This window comes from Pseudomonas sp. VI4.1 (assembly GCF_002029345.1).
Classification (GTDB): domain Bacteria; phylum Pseudomonadota; class Gammaproteobacteria; order Pseudomonadales; family Pseudomonadaceae; genus Aquipseudomonas.
Map to the genome: position 1 here is coordinate 1 of NZ_MULM01000092.1, position 22,673 is coordinate 22,673.

General features: G+C 62.8%; 16 protein-coding genes and 6 pseudogenes. 15 read left to right on the forward strand and 7 right to left on the reverse strand.

The features are described from left to right. Positions 1–135: 135 nt before the first annotated feature. The 4 genes and pseudogenes from BZ163_RS04145 to BZ163_RS04160 form a co-directional block, all read right to left on the reverse strand. A complete protein-coding gene (locus BZ163_RS04145; RefSeq protein WP_128869883.1) occupies positions 136–927 on the reverse strand; it encodes an ABC transporter permease in 792 nt (263 codons plus the stop codon). Beyond that, entirely contained in the window at positions 924–1,664 is a 741-nt protein-coding gene (locus BZ163_RS04150; protein WP_128869884.1) for an ATP-binding cassette domain-containing protein, read from the reverse strand. Before BZ163_RS04150 ends, BZ163_RS04145 begins: the two co-directional genes overlap by 4 nt. After that, the gene (locus BZ163_RS04155) at positions 1,661–2,650 is read right to left on the reverse strand and encodes a YVTN family beta-propeller repeat protein (RefSeq protein ID WP_128869885.1); all 990 of its coding nucleotides are present in this window, start codon (positions 2,648–2,650) and stop codon (positions 1,661–1,663) included. The genes BZ163_RS04150 and BZ163_RS04155 overlap by 4 nt, the downstream gene beginning before the upstream one ends. Before the next feature lie 40 nt (positions 2,651–2,690). Then, positions 2,691–3,878, reverse strand: a pseudogene (locus tag BZ163_RS04160) (ABC transporter substrate-binding protein). A 156-nt stretch (positions 3,879–4,034) separates the two neighbouring features. Between BZ163_RS04160 and BZ163_RS35330 the strand changes: the two are divergent. The 3 genes from BZ163_RS35330 to BZ163_RS04170 are packed head-to-tail and all read left to right on the forward strand — an operon-like array spanning position 4,035 to position 6,057. Further along, positions 4,035–4,157, forward strand: coding sequence for a hypothetical protein (locus tag BZ163_RS35330; protein ID WP_256578926.1), 123 nt, complete (start codon positions 4,035–4,037; stop codon positions 4,155–4,157). 2 nt (positions 4,158–4,159) lie between these two features. Next, on the forward strand, positions 4,160–5,422 hold the full coding sequence (locus tag BZ163_RS04165) for a sensor histidine kinase (RefSeq protein ID WP_128869886.1): 1,263 nt from the start codon (positions 4,160–4,162) through the stop codon (positions 5,420–5,422). Beyond that, on the forward strand, positions 5,419–6,057 hold the full coding sequence (locus BZ163_RS04170) for a response regulator transcription factor (RefSeq protein WP_128869887.1): 639 nt from the start codon (positions 5,419–5,421) through the stop codon (positions 6,055–6,057). Before BZ163_RS04165 ends, BZ163_RS04170 begins: the two co-directional genes overlap by 4 nt. A gap of 144 nt (positions 6,058–6,201) precedes the next feature. Here BZ163_RS04170 and BZ163_RS04175 read toward each other — a convergent pair whose 3' ends face one another. Next, positions 6,202–6,852 (reverse strand): pentapeptide repeat-containing protein, encoded by a 651-nt coding sequence (locus tag BZ163_RS04175; RefSeq protein ID WP_128869888.1) that lies wholly within the window; start codon positions 6,850–6,852, stop codon positions 6,202–6,204. Between the two features lie 130 nt (positions 6,853–6,982). Further along, entirely contained in the window at positions 6,983–8,875 is a 1,893-nt protein-coding gene (gene exaA / locus BZ163_RS04180; RefSeq protein ID WP_128869889.1) for a quinoprotein ethanol dehydrogenase, read from the reverse strand. 254 nt (positions 8,876–9,129) lie between these two features. Between exaA and pedF the strand changes: the two genes are divergently transcribed. From pedF to BZ163_RS04245, 12 genes and pseudogenes are all read left to right on the forward strand, one after another. Further along, positions 9,130–9,591 (forward strand): cytochrome c-550 PedF, encoded by a 462-nt coding sequence (gene pedF / locus BZ163_RS04185; protein ID WP_128869890.1) that lies wholly within the window; start codon positions 9,130–9,132, stop codon positions 9,589–9,591. Positions 9,592–9,594: 3 nt separating this feature from the next. Next, positions 9,595–10,474: pseudogene (locus tag BZ163_RS04190) on the forward strand (substrate-binding periplasmic protein). Then, on the forward strand, positions 10,471–11,232 hold the full coding sequence (locus tag BZ163_RS04195) for a quinoprotein dehydrogenase-associated SoxYZ-like carrier (protein ID WP_128869892.1): 762 nt from the start codon (positions 10,471–10,473) through the stop codon (positions 11,230–11,232). Before BZ163_RS04190 ends, BZ163_RS04195 begins: the two are co-directional and overlap by 4 nt. A gap of 15 nt (positions 11,233–11,247) precedes the next feature. Continuing rightward, entirely contained in the window at positions 11,248–12,186 is a 939-nt protein-coding gene (locus BZ163_RS04200; protein WP_128869893.1) for a quinoprotein relay system zinc metallohydrolase 1, read from the forward strand. Positions 12,187–12,469: 283 nt separating this feature from the next. Then, positions 12,470–14,247 (forward strand): annotated as a pseudogene (locus tag BZ163_RS04210) (PQQ-dependent methanol/ethanol family dehydrogenase). Positions 14,248–14,462: 215 nt separating this feature from the next. Continuing rightward, a pseudogene (locus tag BZ163_RS04215) lies at positions 14,463–15,984 on the forward strand (aldehyde dehydrogenase family protein). A 266-nt stretch (positions 15,985–16,250) separates the two neighbouring features. Beyond that, positions 16,251–16,322 (forward strand): pyrroloquinoline quinone precursor peptide PqqA, encoded by a 72-nt coding sequence (gene pqqA / locus BZ163_RS04220; protein WP_003253598.1) that lies wholly within the window; start codon positions 16,251–16,253, stop codon positions 16,320–16,322. 115 nt (positions 16,323–16,437) lie between these two features. After that, a pseudogene (pqqC, locus tag BZ163_RS04225) lies at positions 16,438–17,191 on the forward strand (pyrroloquinoline-quinone synthase PqqC). Next, complete coding sequence (gene pqqD / locus BZ163_RS04230) at positions 17,188–17,460, forward strand: pyrroloquinoline quinone biosynthesis peptide chaperone PqqD (protein WP_128869894.1); 273 nt, start codon at positions 17,188–17,190, stop codon at positions 17,458–17,460. Before pqqC ends, pqqD begins: the two are co-directional and overlap by 4 nt. Beyond that, on the forward strand, positions 17,438–18,580 hold the full coding sequence (gene pqqE / locus BZ163_RS04235) for a pyrroloquinoline quinone biosynthesis protein PqqE (protein ID WP_128869895.1): 1,143 nt from the start codon (positions 17,438–17,440) through the stop codon (positions 18,578–18,580). Before pqqD ends, pqqE begins: the two co-directional genes overlap by 23 nt. Positions 18,581–18,836: 256 nt before the next feature. After that, a pseudogene (gene ercA, locus BZ163_RS04240) lies at positions 18,837–19,998 on the forward strand (alcohol dehydrogenase-like regulatory protein ErcA). Further along, entirely contained in the window at positions 19,982–21,709 is a 1,728-nt protein-coding gene (locus tag BZ163_RS04245; protein WP_128869896.1) for a NahK/ErcS family hybrid sensor histidine kinase/response regulator, read from the forward strand. Before ercA ends, BZ163_RS04245 begins: the two are co-directional and overlap by 17 nt. Here BZ163_RS04245 and BZ163_RS04250 read toward each other — a convergent pair. Continuing rightward, positions 21,706–22,578 (reverse strand): aldose 1-epimerase, encoded by an 873-nt coding sequence (locus tag BZ163_RS04250; protein WP_128869897.1) that lies wholly within the window; start codon positions 22,576–22,578, stop codon positions 21,706–21,708. The genes BZ163_RS04245 and BZ163_RS04250 overlap by 4 nt on opposite strands. Positions 22,579–22,673 lie beyond the last annotated feature (95 nt).

Sequence of the window (22,673 nt, forward strand, 5' to 3'; positions counted from 1 at the left end):
CCGCCTTCGCTGGCAAGCCAGCTCCTACAGGGGATCTGTGCTGTCAGTGAAGGCGATTTAACCATCCAACATCTTTGTTGGCTGACACACCGACTTCGCTGGCAAGCCAGCTCCTACACAGGGGGATTTGGGGGGTCAGGTGGCTTTGCGCAGGGCGGCGTGTTGCGGGTTGAAGGTGAGCACGGCGAGCAGGGCGAACACCAGCGTCAGCCCCACGCACACCGCCAGCGCCAACGGATTGAAGCGCTCATACAACGCAAACCGCACCAGTTCCACCGCATGGGTAAACGGGTTCAACGCACACAACCAGTACAACCACTCGCTGGACTCGCGCATCTTCCACAGCGGATACAGTGCCGACGACAGGAAAAACAGCGGGAAGATCACGAAGTTCATCACCCCGGCAAAGTTCTCCAGCTGGCGGATTGCATTGGACAGCAGCAAACCCAGCGCGCTGAGCATCAACGCCACCAGCAACAGCGCCGGCAAGGCGATCAACAGCCCCATGGCCGGCGGCTGCACGCCGTACACCCAGGCGATCGCCAGAAAGGCGTACACCTGCATCAACGAAATCAACGAAGTCGCCAACAATTTGCTGCACAACAGGAAGGTCCGGGGCAGGGGGCTGGTAAGCAGCACGCGCATGCTGCCCATTTCCCGGTCGTAGACCATTGACAGTGATCCCTGCATACCGTTGAACAGCAGGATCATGCAGGCGAGGCCGGGGATGATGTAGACCTCATAGGGAATGTAGGTGTCGTAGGGCTCGATGATCGCAATGCCAAGTGCCGCGCGAAAGCCTGCAGCGAACACCAGCAGCCACAGCAGCGGCCGCACCAGGGCGCTGAGAAACCGCGTGCGCTGCAACACAAATCGCAGCCATTCGCGCAACACGATGCCGCTGAAACACTGCCAGTAAGCATTCATCGGACGGCTCCTGCAGGGGCAGCGGTAGTCAGGCGGGCGAAGGCCGAACCGAGGTCGCCGCCGTGTTCCAGGCTCAGGGCGTGGGCTTGTCCGCTGGCCACCAGGCGGCCTTGATGGAGAATCAGCAAGTCGTCGCTGGCTTGCACTTCATCGAGCAAATGGGTGGTCCAGAGTACGCTGATGTTGCGCTCGCGGCACAGGCTGCGGATGTGTTGGTTAAGGGCCAGGCGGCTGGCCGGGTCGAGGCCGACACTGGCCTCGTCGAGCAATAACAGGCGTGGCTCATGCAGCAAGGCCCGGGCGATTTCCACCCGGCGACGATGGCCGCCATTGAGTTCGCGCACCCGCTCGCGACGGCGTTCGGTGAGGGTCTGCCGGGCCAGTTCGGCCTCGACTCGCAGGCCGGTCTGGCGCCGCGACATTCCATGCAACGCGGCGTGATAACGCAGGTTCTGTTCGACGCTGCGATCAAGATCCAGCGTGCTTTGCTGGAACACCACGCCCACTTGCTTGAGTGCCGGCCGCGGCGCGTTGCGCAACGAACAACCGCCAACCCGTATATCACCGCGCTGCAAATCATAGAGCCGGGTCAGCAGGGCGATCAGCGTCGATTTGCCCGCGCCGTTCGGCCCCAGCAACGCCGCGAAACGCCCCGGTGCCAGATTGAAGCTCACCTGGCGCAATGCTTCCCGCACCCCATAGGCGAAACTCAGGTCGCTGACTTCCAGGGCGCTCATGGGGTCACCACCACGCCCCACGGATAACGGCCGACCTTGACCGATTTGACCACCTTGAGGCTGTCGACATCGATCACCGACACATCGCCGCTGACGCCATTGGTGGCCAGCAGTTGCTTTTGATCCGGGGTAAACGCCATCTGCCAGACCCGTCGTCCGACCAACAGATAATCGAGAATTTCAAAGGTCTTGGCATCGATCACCGCGACATGATTGGCCGGGCCGAGCGCGACGAAACCGTACTTGCCGTCAGCGCTGAGCTTGATCCCCACCGGTTGCACTTTATCCGGGTGCACGCCCTTGATCTTGAAGGTCAGGGTCTTGAGGACCTGGCGGCTCGCAACATCGAGAATCGTCACCGTGCCGCCGATCTCCGCCGAGGCCCAGAGCCTGGAGCCATCCGGCGTGAACTCGACGAACCGCGGACGCTGATCCACCAGGGTGCTGTCGGCCAGCGTCTGGGTCGCGGTGTCGATCCAGTGCAGCATGTTAGTGGTTTCGCTGGTGTTCACCGCCCACTTGCCGTCGGGGCTGACGGCCATGCCTTCGGGTTCGACGCCGACGCTGATCTGGCTCAGCACCTTGGAGGTTTCGGTGTCGATCACTGTCACCAGCGCGTCGTCTTCATTGGAGACATACAGCCAGCGATTGTTCGGGTGCAGGGCGAACTGCTCGGGGTCCTTGCCGGAGGGCAGTTCCTTGATGATCTTACGCGTGGCGACATCCATCACCTGGACCCGGTCAGAATCACTGGCGCAGATGTACAGCAGCTTGTTGTCGTGGGACAGCAGCAGGCCGCGCGGGCGTTGGCCGACGGGCAGGGTGTCGGTGACTTGCAGGGTCTGCAGGTCAATCAGGCTCAGGCTGTTGTCCTTTTCGTTGGACACCCAGGCGGTGCTGGCAGCGGCATGCCCGGCGGCGAGCAGCAGGGCGCAAGAAAGCATGGAACGGTAAAGCAGAGAGCGGCAGAGCAGGGTGCGGCGCATGGCGGATTCCTTATTGTTGTGGTTTTTGTGGAAAGTCGAATCAGGGAAAGCGGCAACTGACCTCGGGCTTGTCATACCCAAGGCTGTCCATTTCGTTGAAGGGGTGCAGGAAACCGTCTTGCGGCGACGTGCTGACCAGCGCCCGGGGTTGCACGATGGGGATCGGCTGGCGCAACTGACCGTTCCATGGGCGATAACTGAGCTTGCGCCCCTTGAAGCCGTCCAGCGGCAACTGATCGCCGGTCTCAAGCGTTCGGATCGCCAGCGGATCGACCTGGCGCAGTTTGCTCACCGCGCTGGCGATGCTGCGCACGGCGATCCACGCGGCGAAATCGCGGTCGTTCATCCAGCGTCCGGCCAGGGCTTCGAAGCGTTTCTGCAACTGTGCGGCACCGTAGGTTTCCACGGTCTTGTGCCAACCCACCGGGGTCAGGCCCTGGGTACCGGCAACCGGTCGCGGGTACCAGGTCTGGTACGGCACGTATTCGCCGAAATCGCCACGCTCATCGGCCACCAGCACCACGTCGTACTCGGCGGTCTGGGTGAACAGCGGCATGTCGGCCTGGGCGCTGCGGCGCTGATCGTTATCGAAGCTCCAGGCTTTCTCCGCCACCAGTTGCAGGCCGAAGCGCTTGGCGGCGCGCGCGCAGGGCCGCGGCATAGGCCTGATCGTCCGCGGTCGGGCCGTCGATCAGCAGCTGCCCGTTGCCATTTGCGCACCACCAGAAATTGCGCCAGGGCGTCGGCGAGCATCGCCCGGCTCGGCAGGCTGTGCAGCACGTTGGGCAAGCAGTCGGTGCTGCGCAAGCTGTCGTCAGGACTGCCGGCGTTGAACAGGCAGGCTATCGGGCAGGGCGGCGCTGAGTTCGCGCAGGCTGGTGGCCGGCGCGTTCACCACGAACAACCGCAGGCCTTGCTCGTGTTGGGCTTTTGCGGCATCGAGCAAGGCGGCGGGGCTGTCGGCGTTGATACTGACCAAGGTGTAGCCGTGGTTGAGAAAACGCCCGGTGCTGTTGCTGTCGGTGATCGCCAGCTCGGCGCCACGCAACCCGGCATCGACCGGCTCGGGAATGATGTTCGACAGCAGCGGGCCCGGGTCGGGGCGATAGCCCAGGTAGCCGATCGGCACCTGCAACGGCGCGTCCGCGGCCTGGCTTTGCGTGGCCAGCCCGGCTGCGCAGGCAATCGCCAGCAGGTAGATCAGGGCGTACGGGGCAAGCTGGCGCATAGGGCACTCCTTTACAGGTAGCGCCAGCATAGGAACCCTGGGACGGGGATGAAATATGCAGAAAGTACCAGTCAGCCAGTACCAAGGTAGTAACTCGCCCCGGGCGGCGCGGTTTTAGCATGGCAACAACGGCCATCACCTGGGAGGCGATCGATCATGCGAATTCTCAAAGCGCTGCTTTTGCCGTTGCTGCTGATTCTCACCCTGATCGGTGTCGACAAGCTTCACGGCCCGCGCCCGGCACCGTTGCTGGTGACGCCCGCGGCACCGGGGCGCTAGGCGTGTCGGCCCTGTGGCGGATCAACCTGTGGGTGTGCGGATTTTTCGCCCTGGTGACCCTGGCGTGCATGGGCTTGCTGGTGCACCAGGCGCTGGCGGACGTGGAGCGTGAGTTGCAATCGGCCGAAGCGGTGGTTGAATACTTGAGCGAAACCGCCGAGCGCGATCCCGCCAGCCTGCAGCCAAGGCTGACCGGCAGCTTGCGTCATGTGCGGGTGCGTTGGCTGGAAGCCGGCGAACAGGCACGATTGCCGGTGCAGGATGGACTTGATGCCTGGCTTGGACGCCTGTTGTTTGCCGAGGCTCGCCACAGTCCGCGGGTGCTGGATTTGCAGGATGGGCGGCGGGTGCAGATCGGCGTCGATCCACGGGATGAAATCGATGAAGTCTGGGACTCGCTGCAACAACTGCTGAGCCTGAGTGGGCTGGCATTGGTGTTGAGTCTGTTGACCATTCGCTGGGCCGTGCGCCGGGGCATGGGGCTGCTCGACGACTTGCTGCGGGCGTTGCAACAGGTGTCCGCAGGCCGACTGAACGTGCGTTTACGCGCCGAAGGCATGCCCGAGGCGCGGCAACTGGCGCGGCATTTCAACCGCATGACCCAGGCGCTGGAGCAGGCGCGTGTCGACAACACCCGACTGACCCGGACCTTGCTGGCGGTACAGGAGCAGGAACGCACTCATCTGGCGCAAACCCTGCACGATGACCTCGGTCAATACCTGGCAGGCATTCGCGCCCAGGCCTGTCTGTTGCGGCTGGTGGCGGATCAACCGGTGGTGGTGGAGCGCACGGTGCGCGAGCTTGAGCACAATTGCGAACACCTGCAACAGGGCTTTCGGGCGCTGGTGCACGACCTCTATCCGGTGGTGTTGCAGCACCTGCCACTGGCCGAAGCGTTCGGCTTGCTGGTGGAGCAATGGCAAGGGCGGCAGGGGATCGATTGCCAGTTGCGTGTCAGCCCACACTTGCCGCCGTTGTCCGGGCCGGACAAGACCCATCTCTACCGCCTGTTGCAGGAGGCGCTGACCAACATCGCCCGTCATGCCGGCGCCAGCCAGGTGCGGGTGCGCCTGCAACATCGCGGCGGGCATTTGCGCTTGCTGATTCGCGACAACGGTTGCGGCGCACAACAGCCCCAGCGGCCGGGCGTCGGTCTGTATTCGATGTTCGAGCGCGCCCGCAGCCTGGGCGGCGAGCTGCGGATCATCAGCCATCCCGGTGCCGGTTGGGCACTGGCCTTGAGCATGCCTTTGGAGGCGTCATGAATATTTTGCTGGTCGATGACCATGCGGTGGTCCGTCAGGGCTATGCCAGTCTGTTGCGGGCGCTGCTGCCTGCGATGGAGGTGCGTGAGGCGGCCACCGGTGAAGAAGCGCTGACGCGGGTTCAAGAGGCCGTGCCGAACCTGGTGATCATGGATTTCGGCCTGCCCGGGATCAGTGGCCTGGAAACGACCCGCCGATTGCGTCAGCGCCTGCCGCAATTGCGGGTGCTGTTTTTCAGCATGCACGATGAGTTGCCGCTGGTGCGTCAGGCGCTGGATGCGGGGGCTTCGGGTTACCTGACGAAAAATTCGGCGCCCGAAGTGCTGATCGAGGCCGTGCGCCGCATCCTCGCGGGCCATGCCTATATCGAACAGCCCCTGGCCACCCAACTGGCCTGTCATCCGCAACAGGACGCCAGTGATCCGCGGTTGCAGAGCATGACCCAGCGCGAACTGGAGATTTTCGTGATGCTCGCCAAGGGGACGCCAGCGCGGGTGATTGCCGAGCAGTTGAGCATCAGCAGCAAGACGGTTTCAAACCACCTGACGTTGCTCAAGAGCAAATTGCAGGTGACCTCCCATGCCGAGCTGGTGCATCTGGGGATTGATATGGGGGTGGTGCGGGTGGCGAATTGATTCAATCAATCCACCGCAAGACCCTGTAGGAGCGAGCTTGCTCGCGATGGTCGCCAACGATAACGCGGGTAACCTGACAACCCGTGGCGTTCTCAGGTTCATCGCTGGCAAGCCAGCTCCTACATGAATGCATTTTGCCTTGGCTCACTTGTTCCAGGTCGTCGGGCACCCCGTACACCCCTCCATATTCGCATCCTGGAAATTCGCATAATGCTGGCGCGAACCGCCGAGGTTGGCCTGCTGCAGATTGCTCTCACCGAACTTGGCTTCCTGCAGGTTGGCATCGCCGAGGTTGGCGCCCTTGAGATCGGCCTTGCTCAACCAGGTCATTTCCAGATCCGCCGCCCGCAAATCGGCGTTGTGAAATTTAGCCCCGGAGAGGCGGGCGAATTGCAGGTAGGCGCCACTGAGGTTGGCGTCCTGGAATTGCGCGCCCTGGGCAAACAGCCCCCAACCCTGGATCGCCATCAGTGTCGCACCAGTGAAGTCCGCCACACGCAAGTTGCTTTGTTGCAGGCTGGCGCGGGTCAGGTTGGCGCCCTGCAGTTGGGCTTTTTCAAGGTTGGCAAGGTCGAGGCGGGCGTGACGCAGGTCGGCACCGCGCAGGTCGGCGCCACTGAGGTTCATGTTGCGCAGGTCCTGATCGCTCAGGTTGGCGCCTTTGAGATTGGCGCCGGGGCATTGGCTGTGGTCGGCGATGGTGCAGCCGTTGATGACCAGCGGGGTGTCTTCGCCGGCGTCGTCGGCGAATGCCGGGAAAGCAGTCAGCAACAGTACAAGAGGCAGGTATTTCATGGCGGGTTCTCGTCGTGTGGAAGGGCGCTTCGCTGTAGGAGCAAGCTCGCGAAGAACGGTAACGCGGTGCAACAGATACACCGCGGCGTCCCGTTCGCCGGCAAGCCTGGCTCCTACAGCGAAGGGGGGTTCAACGTTTCGCGGTCTGGTTATCCCAACTCGGAATCTTGAACACCCAGAACGACCCGCCCTGAGCCACCGGCTTGGTCAGTTCGGCCATGTCACCACCCCACAACGGCACCGCGCCGCCGTAACCGACGGTCACGCCGACGTACTGTTCGCCATCCTGTTCCCAAGTGATCGGCGGCGAGACAATGCCGCTGCCGGTCTGGAACTTCCACAGCTCGGCGCCGGTTTTCGCGTCGAAGGCCTTGAGGAAACCGTCGCCGGTGCCGGTGAACACCAGGTTGCCCTTGGTCGCGAGTACCCCGGCCCACAGTGGCAGCGCTTCCTTGTGCTCCCAGACCACTTTGCCCGTGGTCGGGTTCATCGCCCGCAGGCTGCCGACGTGATCGTCGTACATGCGCTTGATGCGAAAACCCATGCCCAGGTAGGCCGATCCTTTCTTGTAGTTGACTTCCTCGGTCCAGTACTCCTCCTTCCAATGATTGCCGGGAATGTAGAACAGCCCGGTGTCCTGGCTGTACGCCATCGGGTTCCAGTTCTTGCCACCGAGGAACGGCGGCGACACTTCCACGGATTTGCCCTTGGTTTCGCCTGGCAACGGTTTGGCCGGACGCTGGCCCGGATTCTCCACCGGTTTGCCGGTCTTGAGGTCGATGTGGCTGGCCCAGGTGATGTTGTCGACGAAGGGGAAGGCGTTCTGCAATTTGCCGTTGTTGCGATCGACCACGTAGAAGAAGCCGTTGCGGTCGGCATGGCCGGTGGCCTTGACCGTCTTGCCGTCCTTGTCCTTGTAGTCGAACAGCACCAGTTCGTTGTTGCCGGAGAAATCCCAGGCGTCGTTCGGCGTGTGCTGGTAGAACCACTTCACCTCGCCAGTGCTCGGGTCGACGCCGACCTGGCCGGAGGTGTAGAGGCTGTCGTAGTCGAGCGGATTGCCGTCCTTGGAAGTACGGGCCCAGGTATTCCACGGGCCGGGGTTGCCGGCGCCGACGATGATGGTGTTGCTTTCCGGATCGAAACTGGCGCTCTGCCAAGGGGCACCGCCGCCATGGCTCCAGGCTTCGACCTTGCCGGTTTCGGTGGTCGGGTCATCCGGCCAGGACGGCGCCTTGACGTCACCGGTGGTGGTGCTGTCCTTGCCGTTCAAGCGGCCCATGTGCCCTTCGACAAAGGGCCGCATCCAGACTTCTTCACCGGTGTCCGGATCGCGGGCAAAGAGCTGCCCGACCACCCCGAACTCATCGCCGGAGCTGCCATGGATCAGCAGCACCTTGCCGCTGGTCTTGTCCTTGATCAGCACCGGGGCGCCGGTCATGGTGTAGCCGGCGGCGTGGTCGCCGAACTTCTTGTTCCACACCACTTTGCCGGTGTTCTTGTCGAGGGCGACCAGCCGGGCGTCGAGGGTGCCGAAATAGATCTTGTCGCCATAAATGGCGGCACCGCGATTGACCACGTCGCAGCACGGGCGAATGTTGTCCGGCAGGCGATGGTTGTAGGTCCACAGGCGCTTGCCGGTCTTGGCGTCCAGGGCAAAAACCCGGGAATAGGAACCGGTGACGTACACCACGCCGTCGCTGACGATGGCCTGGGATTCCTGGCCGCGCTGCTTCTCATCGCCGAACGAGTAGGACCAGGCCGGGGTCAGCTTGAACACGTTCTTGTCGTTGACCTGGGCCAGCGGGCTCCAGCGCTGGGCATTGGTGCCCATGCCATATTGCAGCACGTCCTTGGTAGTCAGGTGATCGTTGGCGATGTCTTCCCAGGTCACGTTGCGAGTGGGGGTCGCAGGGGCGGTTGCGGCGTAGCTGGCAGCGCCCAGGGACAAAGTGCCCACCAGCAAAAATGCCTGCAAGGCAAGGGTCAGCGGGGAAAGGGCGGGTAGCGATCTTATTGTCATGGTTGCAGTTCCCAGTGGAGGTTTTGGCCTGCACAGGGTGGTGCGCCGGGCGGGTCGCCGGATACGGAAAAAGTCCCGCTGGTGCCGGGAAAACTTCCCATGGGGCACCTGATTTGGGCGTGCGCCACAAGCCCTACTACCAAGGTACCGGGTGGCGGACACCAAAGCAGCATGGGGCTGGCGCGAAGCCGTTCTTAAGATGGGTGCCATAGCCTCTTCAAAGAGGTTTTGCGTGCAATCTCGAGGGCATAACAATGACAACAAAACGCAACGCCTTGCTTGTTGCCGGACTGCTGGCCGGTTTTATCAGCGCAGGTTCCGTCTGGGCCCACGGCAACGTGGTACCGCAGGCCATCGCCACGCCGGGCCTGACCCCGATCAAGGACGCCGGGGTGCCGGTCGATGCCGATGGATGGGCGTCGGTGAACCCTTACCGCACCTCACCGGAACATGATAAAGCCGTGGAAATCGGTTCGTCCGCCTACAACCAGAACTGCGCGGCGTGTCATGGCCTGGAAGCCAAGTCCGGTGGCATTGCCCCCGATTTGCGCATGCTCGATGTCGCTGAGGCCGGTGATGAATGGTTCGTCGAGCGGGTCCGCCACGGCGCCGTGCGCGATGGCCGGGTGTACATGCCGAAGATGGCCGACTACCTGAGCCAGGAAGCCTTGTGGGCGGTGCGCACGTACCTGGATAGCGTCCACGTCGAGGAATGACCCATGCGCCTGCTCGCTGTGTTGATCAGCGATGTGTTGCTGGTGCTGCCAGGTGGCGCAGGCGCAGGTCCGCACCTATGACGAAATGATCGCCGCCGGGGAGCTGAAAGTGGCGGTCTACAAGGACTTCGCCCCCTACAGTTTCGAAGACGCCGGCCAGCCACGGGGTGTCGACGTCGAACTTGCCCAGGCCTTGGCCAAGGCGCTTGGCGTGCGCCTGGCACTGATCTGGGCGCCGGCCGGCGAGAAGCTCGACGACGACCTGCACGATTACATCTGGCGGGCCAGCCAGTTGCACGACCTGCAACTGGCCGACCTGATGATGCGGGTGCCTTATGACCAGGACTACGCGCGTAAACGCAACGAATTGGGCGAGCTGGAAAACGGCCATGTGGTGATGTTCGGGCCGTACCAGAACGAACAATGGCAAGTCGCCTTCGACCGCCGCCGCCTGGACAAGGTCGGCAGCGTCGCGGTGTTCGAGCACCACCCGATCGGCGTCGAGGTCGACAGCGTGCCGTCGTTCTACCTGACTTCAGTGTTCAGCGGCATGCTCGCCGGCAAGACTCATCATTACCCTGGCGTGTCCCAGGCGTTCGCGGCCATGAAGGCCGGTGAAGTCGACGCGGTGATGGCCATGCGCGGCGAGATCGACTGGCAGGTTCACCTGGCGGCGGACCCGCAAGTGGCACTGGCGGAAAACGCCTACCCGAACATGGGCAAGCAACTCTGGGAGATCGGCATGGCGGTGCATGAAAGCAACCGGCAGTTGGCCTATGCCGTGGAAGAGGCGCTGGAGGCGTTGATTCGCGACGGCTCGGTCAACGCCATTTATGGCCATTACGGCCTGCGCTATGACGTACCCGAGATGTATCAGCAGTGAACTGGCGAGCGAGTTGTCTGCTGGCCTGCTGGCTGCCGATGGCCGCGCACGCGGTGGCCATCGACCCGGGCAAGGACCCGGTGCCCTCGGTGATGTGGGCCTTCTATCACAAGCAGATGCTCGGTGATGCGCCGTTCGTGTTCGATGAGCGGGTCAAGCTGCTCGCGCCGCCGTTCGCTGAAGACGCCCGGCAAGTGCCGCTGGAGATCGACGCCAGGGCCTTCAAGGGCGAGGTGGTGAAAATCCTCGCCTGGGCCGAGCTTAATCCGTTGCCGAAAATCGTCGATTTCCAACCGCTGGACCGGGTGCTGCCGTGGCTGTCGCTGCGCATCCGTATCGAGCAAGCCACACCCCTGCGCGCGGCGGTGCTGACCCGTGATGGACTTTGGCATGTCGGCTCGACCCTGATCGATGCCGCGGGCGGCGGGTGCACGGCGCCAAGCGTGGTGCGCACCCAGCCGGGCTGGGAGGAGCACATCGGCGAAGTGCTCGGCGGGCGTTATCCCCGCGGCGAATTCAGTCGTTTGCGCTTGCAAGTGGCGCACCCGATGGACAATGGCATGGTCAGCGGCATCCCGGAGTTCTTCATCAACCATGCCGAACTGCGCGACCGCAACGACCAGTTGCTGGCCCGTCTTGAGCTGTTTCCCGCCGTCAGCGAAAACCCCAACCTGGCCTTTGATATCGAAGGGGCAGGGCAGACGCGCCTGTTGCTGCGCGACAACAGCGGCAATCAATTCGATGCGGCCATACCCTGACCCAAGGAGCGCGTCATGCGCTGGATGTTGCTGTTGTTCATGAGCCTGAGCCTGCCGGCCCTGGCCGACCTCGACTACTCACTCAAGCCCCGGCAGATTGCCGAAGACACCTGGCTGCTCGAAGGCAGCACCGACAATTTCGCCAAGGCCAACGGCGGCAACATCGTCAACACCGCGTTCATCGTCACCGAGCCCGGGGTGGTGGTGATCGATACCGGGCCATCGAAGCGTTATGGCGAAGCGATGCGCAAGGCCATTGCCGCGATCACCGATAAACCGGTGATCCAGGTGCTGCTGACCCATCATCATCCCGACCATGTGCTGGGCAACCAGGCCTTCGGCGACGTGCCGATCGGCGCGTTGGCCGGCACCACCGAGCTGTTGCGGCAGCAGGGCGATGCGATGGCCGAGAATATGTATCGACTGGTGGGCGACTGGATGCGCGGCACCGAGGTGGTGTTGCCCACTCAGGCGCTGACGCCTGGCCTATCGAGTTTTGGGAATCACGATTTGCGCCTGCTGAGCCTGGGTGGGCACACCGGCGCGGATCTGGCTATTCTCGACCGGAAAACCGGCGTGCTGTTTGCCGGGGATCTGGTGTTTTACCAACGGGCGCTGACCACGCCCAACAGTCCGGGGCTGGCGGTATGGCTGGCGGACATTGCGACCCTGCAAGGCTTGCCCTGGACGCTGATCGTGCCGGGGCATGGCCCGGTGGCCACGGATGCAAAGCCGTTCGAGCAAATGCGCGACTACCTCACCTGGCTCGATCAACTGATGCGCGATGGCGCGGCCAATGGCAGCGACATGGCGGAGATGATCCGCAGCCCGATTCCCGAACGGTTTGCCGGGATCAGCCTGAGCCGCTATGAACTGATCCGCAGTGTCAGTCATCTGTATTCACGCTATGAACGCACACAAATGACTCGGGTGGATTCCACCGCAATCAAATGACCAACACCGGCCCCCTGTAGGAGCTGGCTTGCCAGCGAAGGAGGTCAACGATGACGAGGGTTGGCTGGAGGAATGCGGCGCTCTCAGGTTCTTCGCGAGCAAGCTCGCTCCTACAGGGGGCGGTGTTGATCGCAACATCCGGTGTTCATGCCCTGCGACCCGGTACTAAGGGATTAGCAATCTAGACACTGCGGGCAATTGTTACCAGGGCGGCGGCGCCCAAGAATCTGCACCAGACCGGGAAAATTTCCCGGGTATAACAAAAACCGCAGAGGCAGCCGTCATGACCCAACCCTTACGTCGCCAACCCTTCGTCTTGAGCCTGTTGCTCAGTGCCATGCTGTTGTCCGGCAGTGCCCTGGCCGGCGTCACCGATCAGGAAATCCTTCAGGACCCCAAGAACCCTGAGCAGATCGTGACCAACGGTCTGGGCGTCCAGGGTCAGCGCTACAGTCCGCTCGACACCCTCAACGTCAGCAACGTGAAGGACCTGCGACCCGTCTGGGCGTTCTCCTTCGGTGGCGAAAAGCAACGCGGTCAGCAAGCACAGCCGATGATCAAGGACGGCGTGATGTACATGACCGGCTCCTATTCGCGGGTGTTCGCGGTGGATGCGCGCACCGGCAAGAAACTCTGGCAATACGATGCGCGCCTGCCCGATGACATCCGTCCGTGCTGCGACGTGATCAACCGTGGCGTCGCGCTGTACGGCGACCTGGTGTTCTTCGGCACCCTCGACGCCAAGCTGGTGGCGCTGAACAAGGACACCGGCAAGGTGGTCTGGAGCAAGAAGGTCGCCGATCACAAAGAAGGCTACTCCATCAGCGCCGCCCCCATGGTGATCAACGGCAAACTGATTACCGGCGTGGCCGGTGGCGAGTTCGGCGTGGTCGGCAAGATCGAAGCCTACGACCCGAAAAACGGCGACCTGCTGTGGACACGTCCGACGGTCGAAGGCCACATGGGCTACGTCTACAAGGACGGCAAGGCCATCGAAAATGGTATTTCCGGTGGCGAAGCGGGCAAGACCTGGCCCGGCGACCTGTGGAAAACCGGCGGTGCCGCGCCCTGGCTCGGCGGCTACTATGACCCGGAAACCAATCTGCTGCTGTTCGGCACCGGCAACCCGGCGCCGTGGAACTCGCACCTGCGCCCTGGCGACAACCTTTACTCCTCGTCGCGCCTGGCGCTCAACCCGGACGACGGCACCATCAAGTGGCACTTCCAGAGCACGCCCCACGATGCTGGGACTATGACGGCGTGAATGAGTTGGTGTCGTTCAACTACACCGAAGGCGGCAAAGAGATCAAGGCCGCCGCCACTGCCGACCGTAACGGGTTCTCTACGTGCTGGACCGCAGCCAACGGCAAATTCATCCGCGGCTTCCCGTTCGTGGACAAGATCACCTGGGCCACCGGCCTGGATAAGGATGGCCGGCCGATCTACAACGAAGCCAGCCGCCCGGGCGCGCCCGGCACTGAAGCCAAAGGCAGTTCGGTATTCGTCGCCCCGGCGTTCCTTGGCGCGAAAAACTGGATGCCGATGGCGTACAACAAGGACACCGGTCTTTTCTATGTGCCGTCCAACGAGTGGGGCATGGACATCTGGAACGAAGGCATCGCCTACAAGAAAGGCGCGGCGTTCCTCGGTGCCGGGTTCACCATCAAGCCGTTGAATGAAGACTACATTGGCGTGCTGCGCGCCATTGACCCGAAAACCGGCAAGGAAGTCTGGCGCCACAAGAACTTCGCGCCGCTGTGGGGCGGGGTACTGACCACCAAGGGCAACCTGGTGTTCACCGGCACGCCGGAAGGTTTCCTGCAGGCGTTCAATGCCAAGACCGGCGAAAAAGTCTGGGAGTTCCAGACCGGTTCCGGTGTGCTCGGCTCGCCTGTGACCTGGGAAATGGATGGCGAACAGTACGTCTCGGTGCTCTCGGGCTGGGGCGGTGCGGTACCGTTGTGGGGTGGCGAAGTGGCCAAGCGAATCAAGGATTTCAACCAGGGCGGCATGCTCTGGACCTTCAAGTTGCCTAAAGACCTGGTCGTGGCCAAACACTAACCCTGAATCCACCGCACAACCCTGTAGGAGCTGGCTTGCCAGCGAAGGCGGTGTATCTGACCCACCGAGCCGCTCCCTTCGCCAGCAAGCCGGCTCCTACGACCAAATAACGAGAATCCCCCTGCCAACGGCGCATTCGTCTGGCACGCGGGGCTCTCTACTATCGCTCTATCGCCTGTTTGTCCAACAGGCATCGACCCAGACAGAGGCCCACCATGATCTACGCACAACCCGGAACACCAGGCGCCGTCGTGACGTTCAAGGCGCGCTACGGCAACTTCATTGGCGGTGAATTCGTCGCGCCGGTCAACGGTGAATACTTCACCAATTCCTCGCCGGTCACCGGCGAAGTGATCGCCGAATTTCCTCGCTCCAGCGCCGCCGACATCGAAAAAGCCCTCGACGCCGCCCATGCCGCCGCGGACGCCTGGGGCAAGACCTCGGCCCAGGACCGCTCCCTGGTGCTGCTGAAAATCGCCGACCGCATCGAACAGAATCTGGAAATCCTCGCCGTCACCGAAACCTGGGACAACGGCAAGGCCGTGCGCGAAACCCTCAACGCCGACGTGCCGCTGGCTGCCGACCATTTCCGCTACTTCGCCGGTTGCATCCGCGCGCAAGAGGGCGGCGCCGCCGAGATCAACGAGCTGACCACCGCCTATCACTTCCACGAGCCATTGGGCGTGGTCGGACAGATCATCCCGTGGAACTTCCCGACTGCTGATGGCCGCCTGGAAACTCGCCCCGGCCCTGGCCGCCGGTAACTGCGTGGTACTCAAACCCGCCGAGCAGACCCCGCTGTCGATCATGGTCTTCGCCGAGCTGATCGCCGACCTGCTGCCGGCCGGCGTGCTGAACATCGTCCAGGGTTTCGGTCGCGAAGCCGGTGAAGCGCTGGCCACCAGCAAACGCATCGCCAAGATCGCCTTCACCGGTTCCACCCCGATCGGCGCGCACATCATGAAATGCGCGGCCGAAAACATCATTCCGAGCACTGTCGAACTGGGTGGCAAGTCGCCGAACATCTTCTTCGAAGACATCATGCAAGCCGAGCCACAGTTCATCGAGAAGGCCGCCGAAGGCCTGGTGCTGGCGTTCTTCAACCAGGGCGAAGTCTGCACCTGTCCCTCCCGAGCACTGGTGCAGGAGTCGATCTACGACGACTTCATGAAAGTGGTGATGAAAAAGATCGTCAAGATCAAGCGCGGCAACCCGCTGGACACCGAGACCATGGTCGGCGCCCAGGCGTCCGAGCAGCAATACGACAAGATCCTCTCCTACCTGAAGATCGCTCAGGAGGAGGGTGCCGAACTGCTCACCGGCGGCGCGGCCGAGCGTCTTGAGGGGGACTTGTCGACGGGGTATTACATCCAGCCGACCCTGCTCAAGGGCCACAACAAAATGCGCGTGTTCCAGGAAGAAATCTTCGGCCCGGTGGTGGGCATCACCACCTTCAAGGACGAAGCCGAAGCCCTGGCCATTGCCAACGACAGCGAGTTCGGCCTCGGTGCCGGCCTGTGGACCCGCGACATCAACCGCGCCTACCGCATGGGCCGGGCGATCAAGGCCGGGCGCGTGTGGACCAACTGCTACCACCTGTACCCGGCGCATGCGGCGTTTGGTGGCTACAAGAAGTCCGGTGTCGGCCGTGAGAATCACAAGATGATGCTCGACCATTATCAGCAGACCAAAAACTTGCTGGTGAGCTACGACATCAATCCGCTGGGGTTCTTCTAACCCCCGCAAGAACACCACAAAACCCTGTAGGAGCGAGCTTGCTCGCGATGGACGTCAACGATAACGCGTACTGCCTGTATGTACGCGGTGCCTTGGCGTCCTTCGCGAGCAAGCTCGCTCCTACGTGGGGGCGTGTATTTGAAGACCTCGTTACACCCCCTACCAACGCACGCCGCCACCTCCTTCGAAAGTAGCATTCGATCGCCCCGCACACCGTGCATTAATGGCTTTACCGGAATCGTCCGGCACAAGAAGAGGATTGACCCATGTGGACTAAACCCGCGTTTACCGATCTGCGCATTGGCTTCGAAGTGACGATGTATTTCGCCAACCGCTGATTGTCCGCCCGGCCAGCCGTGGCGTTGGCCGGGCCTGCCTCGGCCGAGCGGGCGTAGCTGGAGCGGCGGGGGGATAGAGGCCAGGTCAGACACCGCAGAACCCCGGAGAACCGCAATGACCGACACCCCGATGACCCCCACCGAATTCGAACAGGCCCTGCGCGCGAAGGGCGCCTTCTACCATATCCACCACCCCTTCCACCAAGCCATGTACGCCGGCCGCGCCAGCCGCGCGCAGATCCAGGGCTGGGTCGCCAATCGCTTCTATTACCAGGTGAACATCCCGCTCAAGGATGCCGCGATCCTCGCCAACTGCCCCGACCGCGAGGTACGCCGGGAATGGCTGCAACGGATTCTCGATCACGATGGCGTGCCCGGCAGCGAAGGCGGCATCGAAGCCTGGCTACGCCTGGGCGAAGCCGTGGGGCTGGATCGCGAACAAATCCTCTCCCAAGAGCTGGTGCTGCCGGGTGTACGGTTTCGCCGTGGACGCCTACGTCAACTTCGCCCGCCGCGCCTGTTGGCAGGAAGCGGCCAGCAGTTCCCTGACCGAACTGTTCGCGCCACAGATCCATCAATCCCGCCTCGACGCCTGGCCGACCCATTACCCGTGGATCGATGCCGCCGGCTACGACTACTTCCGCACTCGCCTGAGCCAGGCGCGGCGCGATGTCGAGCATGGTTTGCGCATCACCCTGGCGCACTACATCACTGCCGAGACCCAACAACGCATGCTGGAAATTCTGCAGTTCAAGCTCGACGTGCTCTGGAGCATGCTCGACGCCATGAGCATGGCCTATGAGCTTGAGCGCCCGCCATTTCACACGGTGACGAGCGAGAAGGTCTGGCACCGGGGGATCGCCCTGTGAGCCTGATCAAACGCGAGCAGGCACCGTCCCTGCGCCAGGGTTTTCGTCTGCAATGGGAACCGCGCCAGGGTTGTCACGTGCTGCTGTACCCCGAAGGCATGATCAAGCTCAACGTCAGCGCCGGGCAGATCCTCGACCTGCTGGACGGGCGGCGCAGCGTGGCGGCGATCATTGACCTGCTGTCCGCGAGTTTCCCCGGGGTGCCGGGGGTTGACGAGGACGTGCTGGCGTTTCTGGAGGTGGCCCATGCGCAATTCTGGATCGAGTGACGCGCCGCCCGGGCCGCCGCTGTGGTTGCTGGCGGAGCTGACCTATCGGTGTCCGCTGCAATGCCCGTATTGCTCCAATCCATTGGACTTTGCCAAATCAGGTGAAGAGCTGAGCACTGCAGAATGGATTCGGGTGTTCCGCGAAGCCCGGGACATGGGAGCTGCGCAACTGGGCTTTTCCGGCGGCGAGCCGTTGGTGCGCCAAGACCTGGCCGAGTTGATCAAGGCCGCCCGGGACATGGGCTACTACACTAATCTGATCACCTCCGGGATCGGCCTGACCGAGCAAAAAGTGCGCGACTTCAAGGTCGCCGGGCTGGACCACATCCAGATCAGCTTCCAGGCCGCCGACGAGGCGGTGAACAACATGCTCGCCGGCTCGCGCAAGGCGTTCGCCCAGAAGCTGGCGATGGCCCGGGCGGTGAAAGCCCACGGCTATCCGATGGTGCTGAACTTCGTCACCCATCGGCACAACATCGACCAGATCGCGAAGATCATCGACCTGTGCCTGGAACTGGAAGCGGATTTCGTCGAGCTGGCCACTTGTCAGTTCTACGGTTGGGCCGAGCTCAACCGCGTCGGCCTGCTACCGACCCGCGAACAACTGCAGCGTGCCGAGCGCATCACCAACGAGTACCGCGAGCGTCTGGAGGCCCAGGGTCATCCGTGCAAGCTGATTTTCGTCACCCCGGATTATTACGAAGAACGCCCCAAGACCTGCATGAACGGCTGGGCCAACCTGTTTCTCGACATCACCCCGGACGGCACCGCGCTGCCTTGCCACAGCGCGCGGCAGTTGCCGGTGCAGTTTCCCAACGTGCGCGAGCACAGTATCGAGCACATCTGGACCGATTCGTTTGGCTTCAACCGCTTTCGCGGCGATGACTGGATGAAAGAGCCGTGCCGCTCCTGCGACGAAAAGCACAAGGACCTGGGCGGTTGCCGCTGCCAGGCGTTCATGCTCACCGGCGATGCGGCCAATGCCGACCCGGTCTGCAGCAAGTCGCCGCATCATGGGGTGATCCTCAAGGCCCGGGAGGAGGCTGATGCGCCGGGGTTGGGCATGGAACACCTGACGTTGCGCAATGAAAAGGCTTCGCGGCTGATCTATCGCGGATGAATATGCGCGTGGCGATGCTGTAGGAGCCGGCTTGCTGGCGAACCAGGCGACATAGTGTGTCAGTTACGCCGCTTTCGCTGGCAAGCCAGCTCCTACAGGGGTTGTGCCATTCCCGCAATCTGTAGGAGCCGGCTTGCTGGCGAAGGGCAGACGACGCGGTTTGAGATATGGCGCTACCCCATTGGTCTGATTGCATTCGCAGCCGGATGCGTTAGTGTGGCTTTACCTTCCAAAACAATAAAAAACAGGCTTTCCAATGAGCCAGAGTCTCAGCCAGCTGCGTAAATTCGTTTCGCCTGAAATCATCTTTGGTGCCGGTTGCCGGCACAACGTCGGCAACTGCGCCAAGACCTTCGGTGCCCGCAAGGTGCTGGTGGTCAGCGATCCCGGGGTGATTGCCGCCGGATGGGTGGCCGATGTCGAAGCCAGCCTGCAAGCCCAGGGCATCGATTACTTCCTGTACAGCGACGTGTCGCCCAACCCGCGGTCGAAGAAGTCATGCTCGGCGCGAGCTGTACCGGGAAAACCACTGTGATGTGATCGTCGCCGTCGGCGGCGGCAGCCCGATGGATTGCGGCAAGGGCATCGGCATCGTCGTCGCCCACGGGCGCAGCATCCTCGAGTTCGAGGGCGTGGACACCATCCGCGTGCCCAGCCCGCCGCTGATCCTGATTCCGACCACTGCCGGTACTTCGGCGGACGTCTCGCAATTCGTGATCATTTCCAATCAGCAGGAACGGATGAAATTCTCCATCGTCAGCAAGGCCGTGGTGCCGGACGTGTCGCTGATCGACCCGGAAACCACCCTGAGCATGGACCCGTTCCTGTCGGCCTGTACCGGCATCGACGCTCTGGTGCATGCCATCGAAGCCTTTGTCTCTACCGGTCACGGCCCCTTGACCGATCCCCATGCACTGGAAGCCATGCGCCTGATCAACGGCAACCTGGTGCAGATGATCGCCAACCCCGGCGACATCGCCCTGCGCGAGAAGATCATGCTCGGCAGCATGCAGGCCGGGCTGGCGTTCTCCAACGCGATCCTCGGTGCGGTGCACGCGATGTCCCACAGCCTCGGTGGTTTTCTCGACCTGCCACACGGCCTGTGCAACGCGGTACTGGTGGAACACGTGGTGGCCTTCAACTACAACTCGGCGCCTGACCGTTTCAAGGTGATCGCCGAGACCTTCGGCATTGACTGCCGGGGCCTCAATCACCGGCAGATCTGCGGGCGCCTGGTGGAGCACCTGATTGCCCTCAAGCATGCGATCGGCTTCCATGAAACCCTCGGCTTGCACGGGGTCAGCACCGCGGACATTCCGTTCCTCTCGCAGCACGCCATGCACGACCCGTGCATCCTCACCAACCCGCGCCAGTCCAGCCAGCGTGATGTCGAGGTCGTCTATGGCGAAGCCCTCTGAGGAGCAACAACGGGCGCTGGCCGGACTGCTCGGGTTAGGCAGCCATTCGGCGCGCAAGAGTCATTACCCGGAACTGGCCGCGCGCCTGGACGAGCTGGAAGCCGAACGCAATCGCTACAAGTGGCTGTTCGAAAACGCGGTGCACGGGATCTTCCAGGCCAGCCTGCTCGAGGGCATGCGCGCCGCCAACCCGGCGCTGGCGCGGATGCTCGGCTATCAGGATCCGCAGGAGGTGCTGTTCTCGCTGGCGGACCTGGCCAGCAACCTGTTTGTCGGCGGGGCGCGGGAGCTGGAAAACATCGGCGAAATCCTCAGGCACCAAGGCAGCCTGCATGGCTACGAAACCCAATTGCGGCGCAAGGACGGCAGCAGCCTCGACGTGCTGATGAACCTGTTGCTCAAGCCCGATCAGGAAGGGCTGGTCGAAGGTTTCGTGGCGGATATCACCGAGCGCAAACTCGCCCAACAGCGCCTGCAACAGCTCAACGACCAACTGGAGCAGCGGGTCACGGCGCGCACTAACGAATTGCTCGAAGCCAACCGCAACCTGCAGCAGCAGATCACCCAGCGCAAACAGATCGCCGAAGCCCTGCGCGATGCCCGGGACGCCGCCGAGGCCGCCAATCGCAGCAAGGACAAATACCTCGCCGCCGCCAGTCATGACCTGCTGCAACCGCTCAACGCCGCGCGCTTGCTGATCTCGACCTTGCGCGAGCGCAAACTGCCCGAGGTCGAGCAGGTGCTGGTGGAACGTACTCACCAGGCCCTGGAAGGGGCCGAAGATTTGCTCACCGATCTGCTCGACATTTCCCGGCTCGATCAGGCCGCGGTCAAGCCGGACGTTGCGCTGTATCGCCTCGACGAGTTGCTCGGACCGCTGGTGTCGGAATTCCGCTCGGTGGCCGAAGCCGCCGGCTTGGAGTTGCGCGCGCATATGGGCGACTACGCCATCAGCACTGACTTGCGCCTGATGACGCGGATCCTGCGCAACTTTCTCAGCAACGCCTGCCGCTACACCGACGCCGGCAGCATCCTGCTGGGTGCCCGGCGGCGCGGGGCAATGCTGCGCCTGGAAGTCTGGGACACCGGACGCGGGATTGCCGCGGACCGGCTGGACTCGATCTTCCTCGAGTTCAACCAGCTGGACGTCGGCCGCGCCGCCGATCGCAAGGGCGTCGGCCTGGGGCTGGCGATTGTCGAGCGCATCGCAAAAATCCTCGACTACAGGATCCAGGTGCATTCGCGGCCGGGGCGCGGATCGATGTTCAGCATCGACGTGCCGATTTCCCACGAGGTCCCGTTGCCGATCAGTCAGGCCGTGCCTCTGCCGGGCACGGGCAATCCCTTGCCGGGGCGGCGTTTGCTGGTGCTGGATAATGAAGTGAGCATCCTCGAAAGCATGAGCGCGCTACTCGGGCAGTGGGGCTGTGAAGTGGTGATCGCCACCGATCAAGCCTCCGCGCTGTCGGCCTTGCAGGGCCAGGCGCCGGAACTGATCCTGGCCGACTATCACCTCGATCACGGGGTGGTGGGCTGTGAGGTGGTCCGGCATTTGCGCGAGCATTTCGGCCAGGCGATTCCCGCGGTCATCATCACCGCGGACCGCACCGACCAGTGCCGCAGTGCGTTGCAAAAACTCGAGGCACCGCTGCTGAACAAACCGGTGAAACCCGGCAAGTTGCGCGCGGTGCTGAGTCAGATGCTGGGTTAGCCGAGTTCGCGATATTGCAGGCTGAAACCCAGTTCGGTGGCCTGGCCTTGCTCGAGCAACACCAGTCCCGGCCGCCCCGGAAGGTGATGTGCGTTGACCGGGTGGCTCACCGGCTCGATGCAGAAAAATTCCAGGCCCACCGGGCAATAGAGCAGGTAGTAATCGCTGCCGGTGGCCTGGCATTGCAGTTCATAACCGAGGTCCGGTTGCTGGATCAGGCAGTGGCCGTCCCACTCGCAGAAGCCGTTGTCGACCAGGGTGTCGGGCAAGCCTTTGAGTTGCTGGAAATCCCATTCGCCGGGCAGCGAAGTCAGTGTTGTCGGCAATTTTACCGCATCGCATAACCACACTTGTCGGGCCTGCGCCTGCAATCGAGTGCCCGCCGTGCGCGGCAGATAGGGATGAAACCCCAGGCCATGCCAGGCGGCGAGTTCGGCCAGGTGGGTGACGTGCAAATCGATGCTCAGCTTGCCCTCGCTCAGGCGCAAACGTTGCCGGGCGCGATAGGCGAAGGGCGTCGTGCTGTCGAGTTGCAGGACCACTTCATCCCGGGTCTGCGATACCACCTGCCACGGCTGTTGCCAGGCGCTGCCGTGGATCGGCAGGGGATCGGTGTGGCTGTTGGGCGTCAATGCCAGCCAGCCGTCGGGGCGGTCGAAACCCCCTTCGGAAATACGGTTTGACCATGGCGCCAGGGGAAAGCAACCGAGCTTGCCCGGCAGGCCGGTGTTCAGCGCGTGGGCGTCGCTGTGGCGCAGTAGCGGTTGACCGGTGCTGCGTACGGTCCAGTTGACGAGGCTGCCGCCGAGTTCGGGGGCGAGGGTGAGGTGGGTGAGGTCGTCTTTGAGTTCGAGGAGTGTTGGTGTCATGTTGCCCCGCGATATGAATGAGTACCTGTAGGAGCCCGGCTTGCCGGCGAAGGCGATCTCAAATGCGCCTTCATCTGTAGGAGCCCGGCTTGCCG

Coding starts and splice junctions, on each gene's coding strand:
- exaA (WP_128869889.1), bottom strand. CDS start 8,875: ATGACAATAAGATCGCTACCCGCCCTTTCCCCGCTGACCCTTGCCTTG.
- BZ163_RS04245 (WP_128869896.1), top strand. CDS start 19,982: ATGGCGAAGCCCTCTGAGGAGCAACAACGGGCGCTGGCCGGACTGCTC.
- pqqE (WP_128869895.1), top strand. CDS start 17,438: ATGCGCAATTCTGGATCGAGTGACGCGCCGCCCGGGCCGCCGCTGTGG.
- BZ163_RS04250 (WP_128869897.1), bottom strand. CDS start 22,578: ATGACACCAACACTCCTCGAACTCAAAGACGACCTCACCCACCTCACC.
- BZ163_RS04150 (WP_128869884.1), bottom strand. CDS start 1,664: ATGAGCGCCCTGGAAGTCAGCGACCTGAGTTTCGCCTATGGGGTGCGG.
- BZ163_RS04155 (WP_128869885.1), bottom strand. CDS start 2,650: ATGCGCCGCACCCTGCTCTGCCGCTCTCTGCTTTACCGTTCCATGCTT.
- pedF (WP_128869890.1), top strand. CDS start 9,130: ATGACAACAAAACGCAACGCCTTGCTTGTTGCCGGACTGCTGGCCGGT.
- BZ163_RS04170 (WP_128869887.1), top strand. CDS start 5,419: ATGAATATTTTGCTGGTCGATGACCATGCGGTGGTCCGTCAGGGCTAT.
- BZ163_RS04145 (WP_128869883.1), bottom strand. CDS start 927: ATGAATGCTTACTGGCAGTGTTTCAGCGGCATCGTGTTGCGCGAATGG.
- BZ163_RS35330 (WP_256578926.1), top strand. CDS start 4,035: ATGCGAATTCTCAAAGCGCTGCTTTTGCCGTTGCTGCTGATTCTCACC.
- BZ163_RS04175 (WP_128869888.1), bottom strand. CDS start 6,852: ATGAAATACCTGCCTCTTGTACTGTTGCTGACTGCTTTCCCGGCATTC.
- BZ163_RS04200 (WP_128869893.1), top strand. CDS start 11,248: ATGCGCTGGATGTTGCTGTTGTTCATGAGCCTGAGCCTGCCGGCCCTG.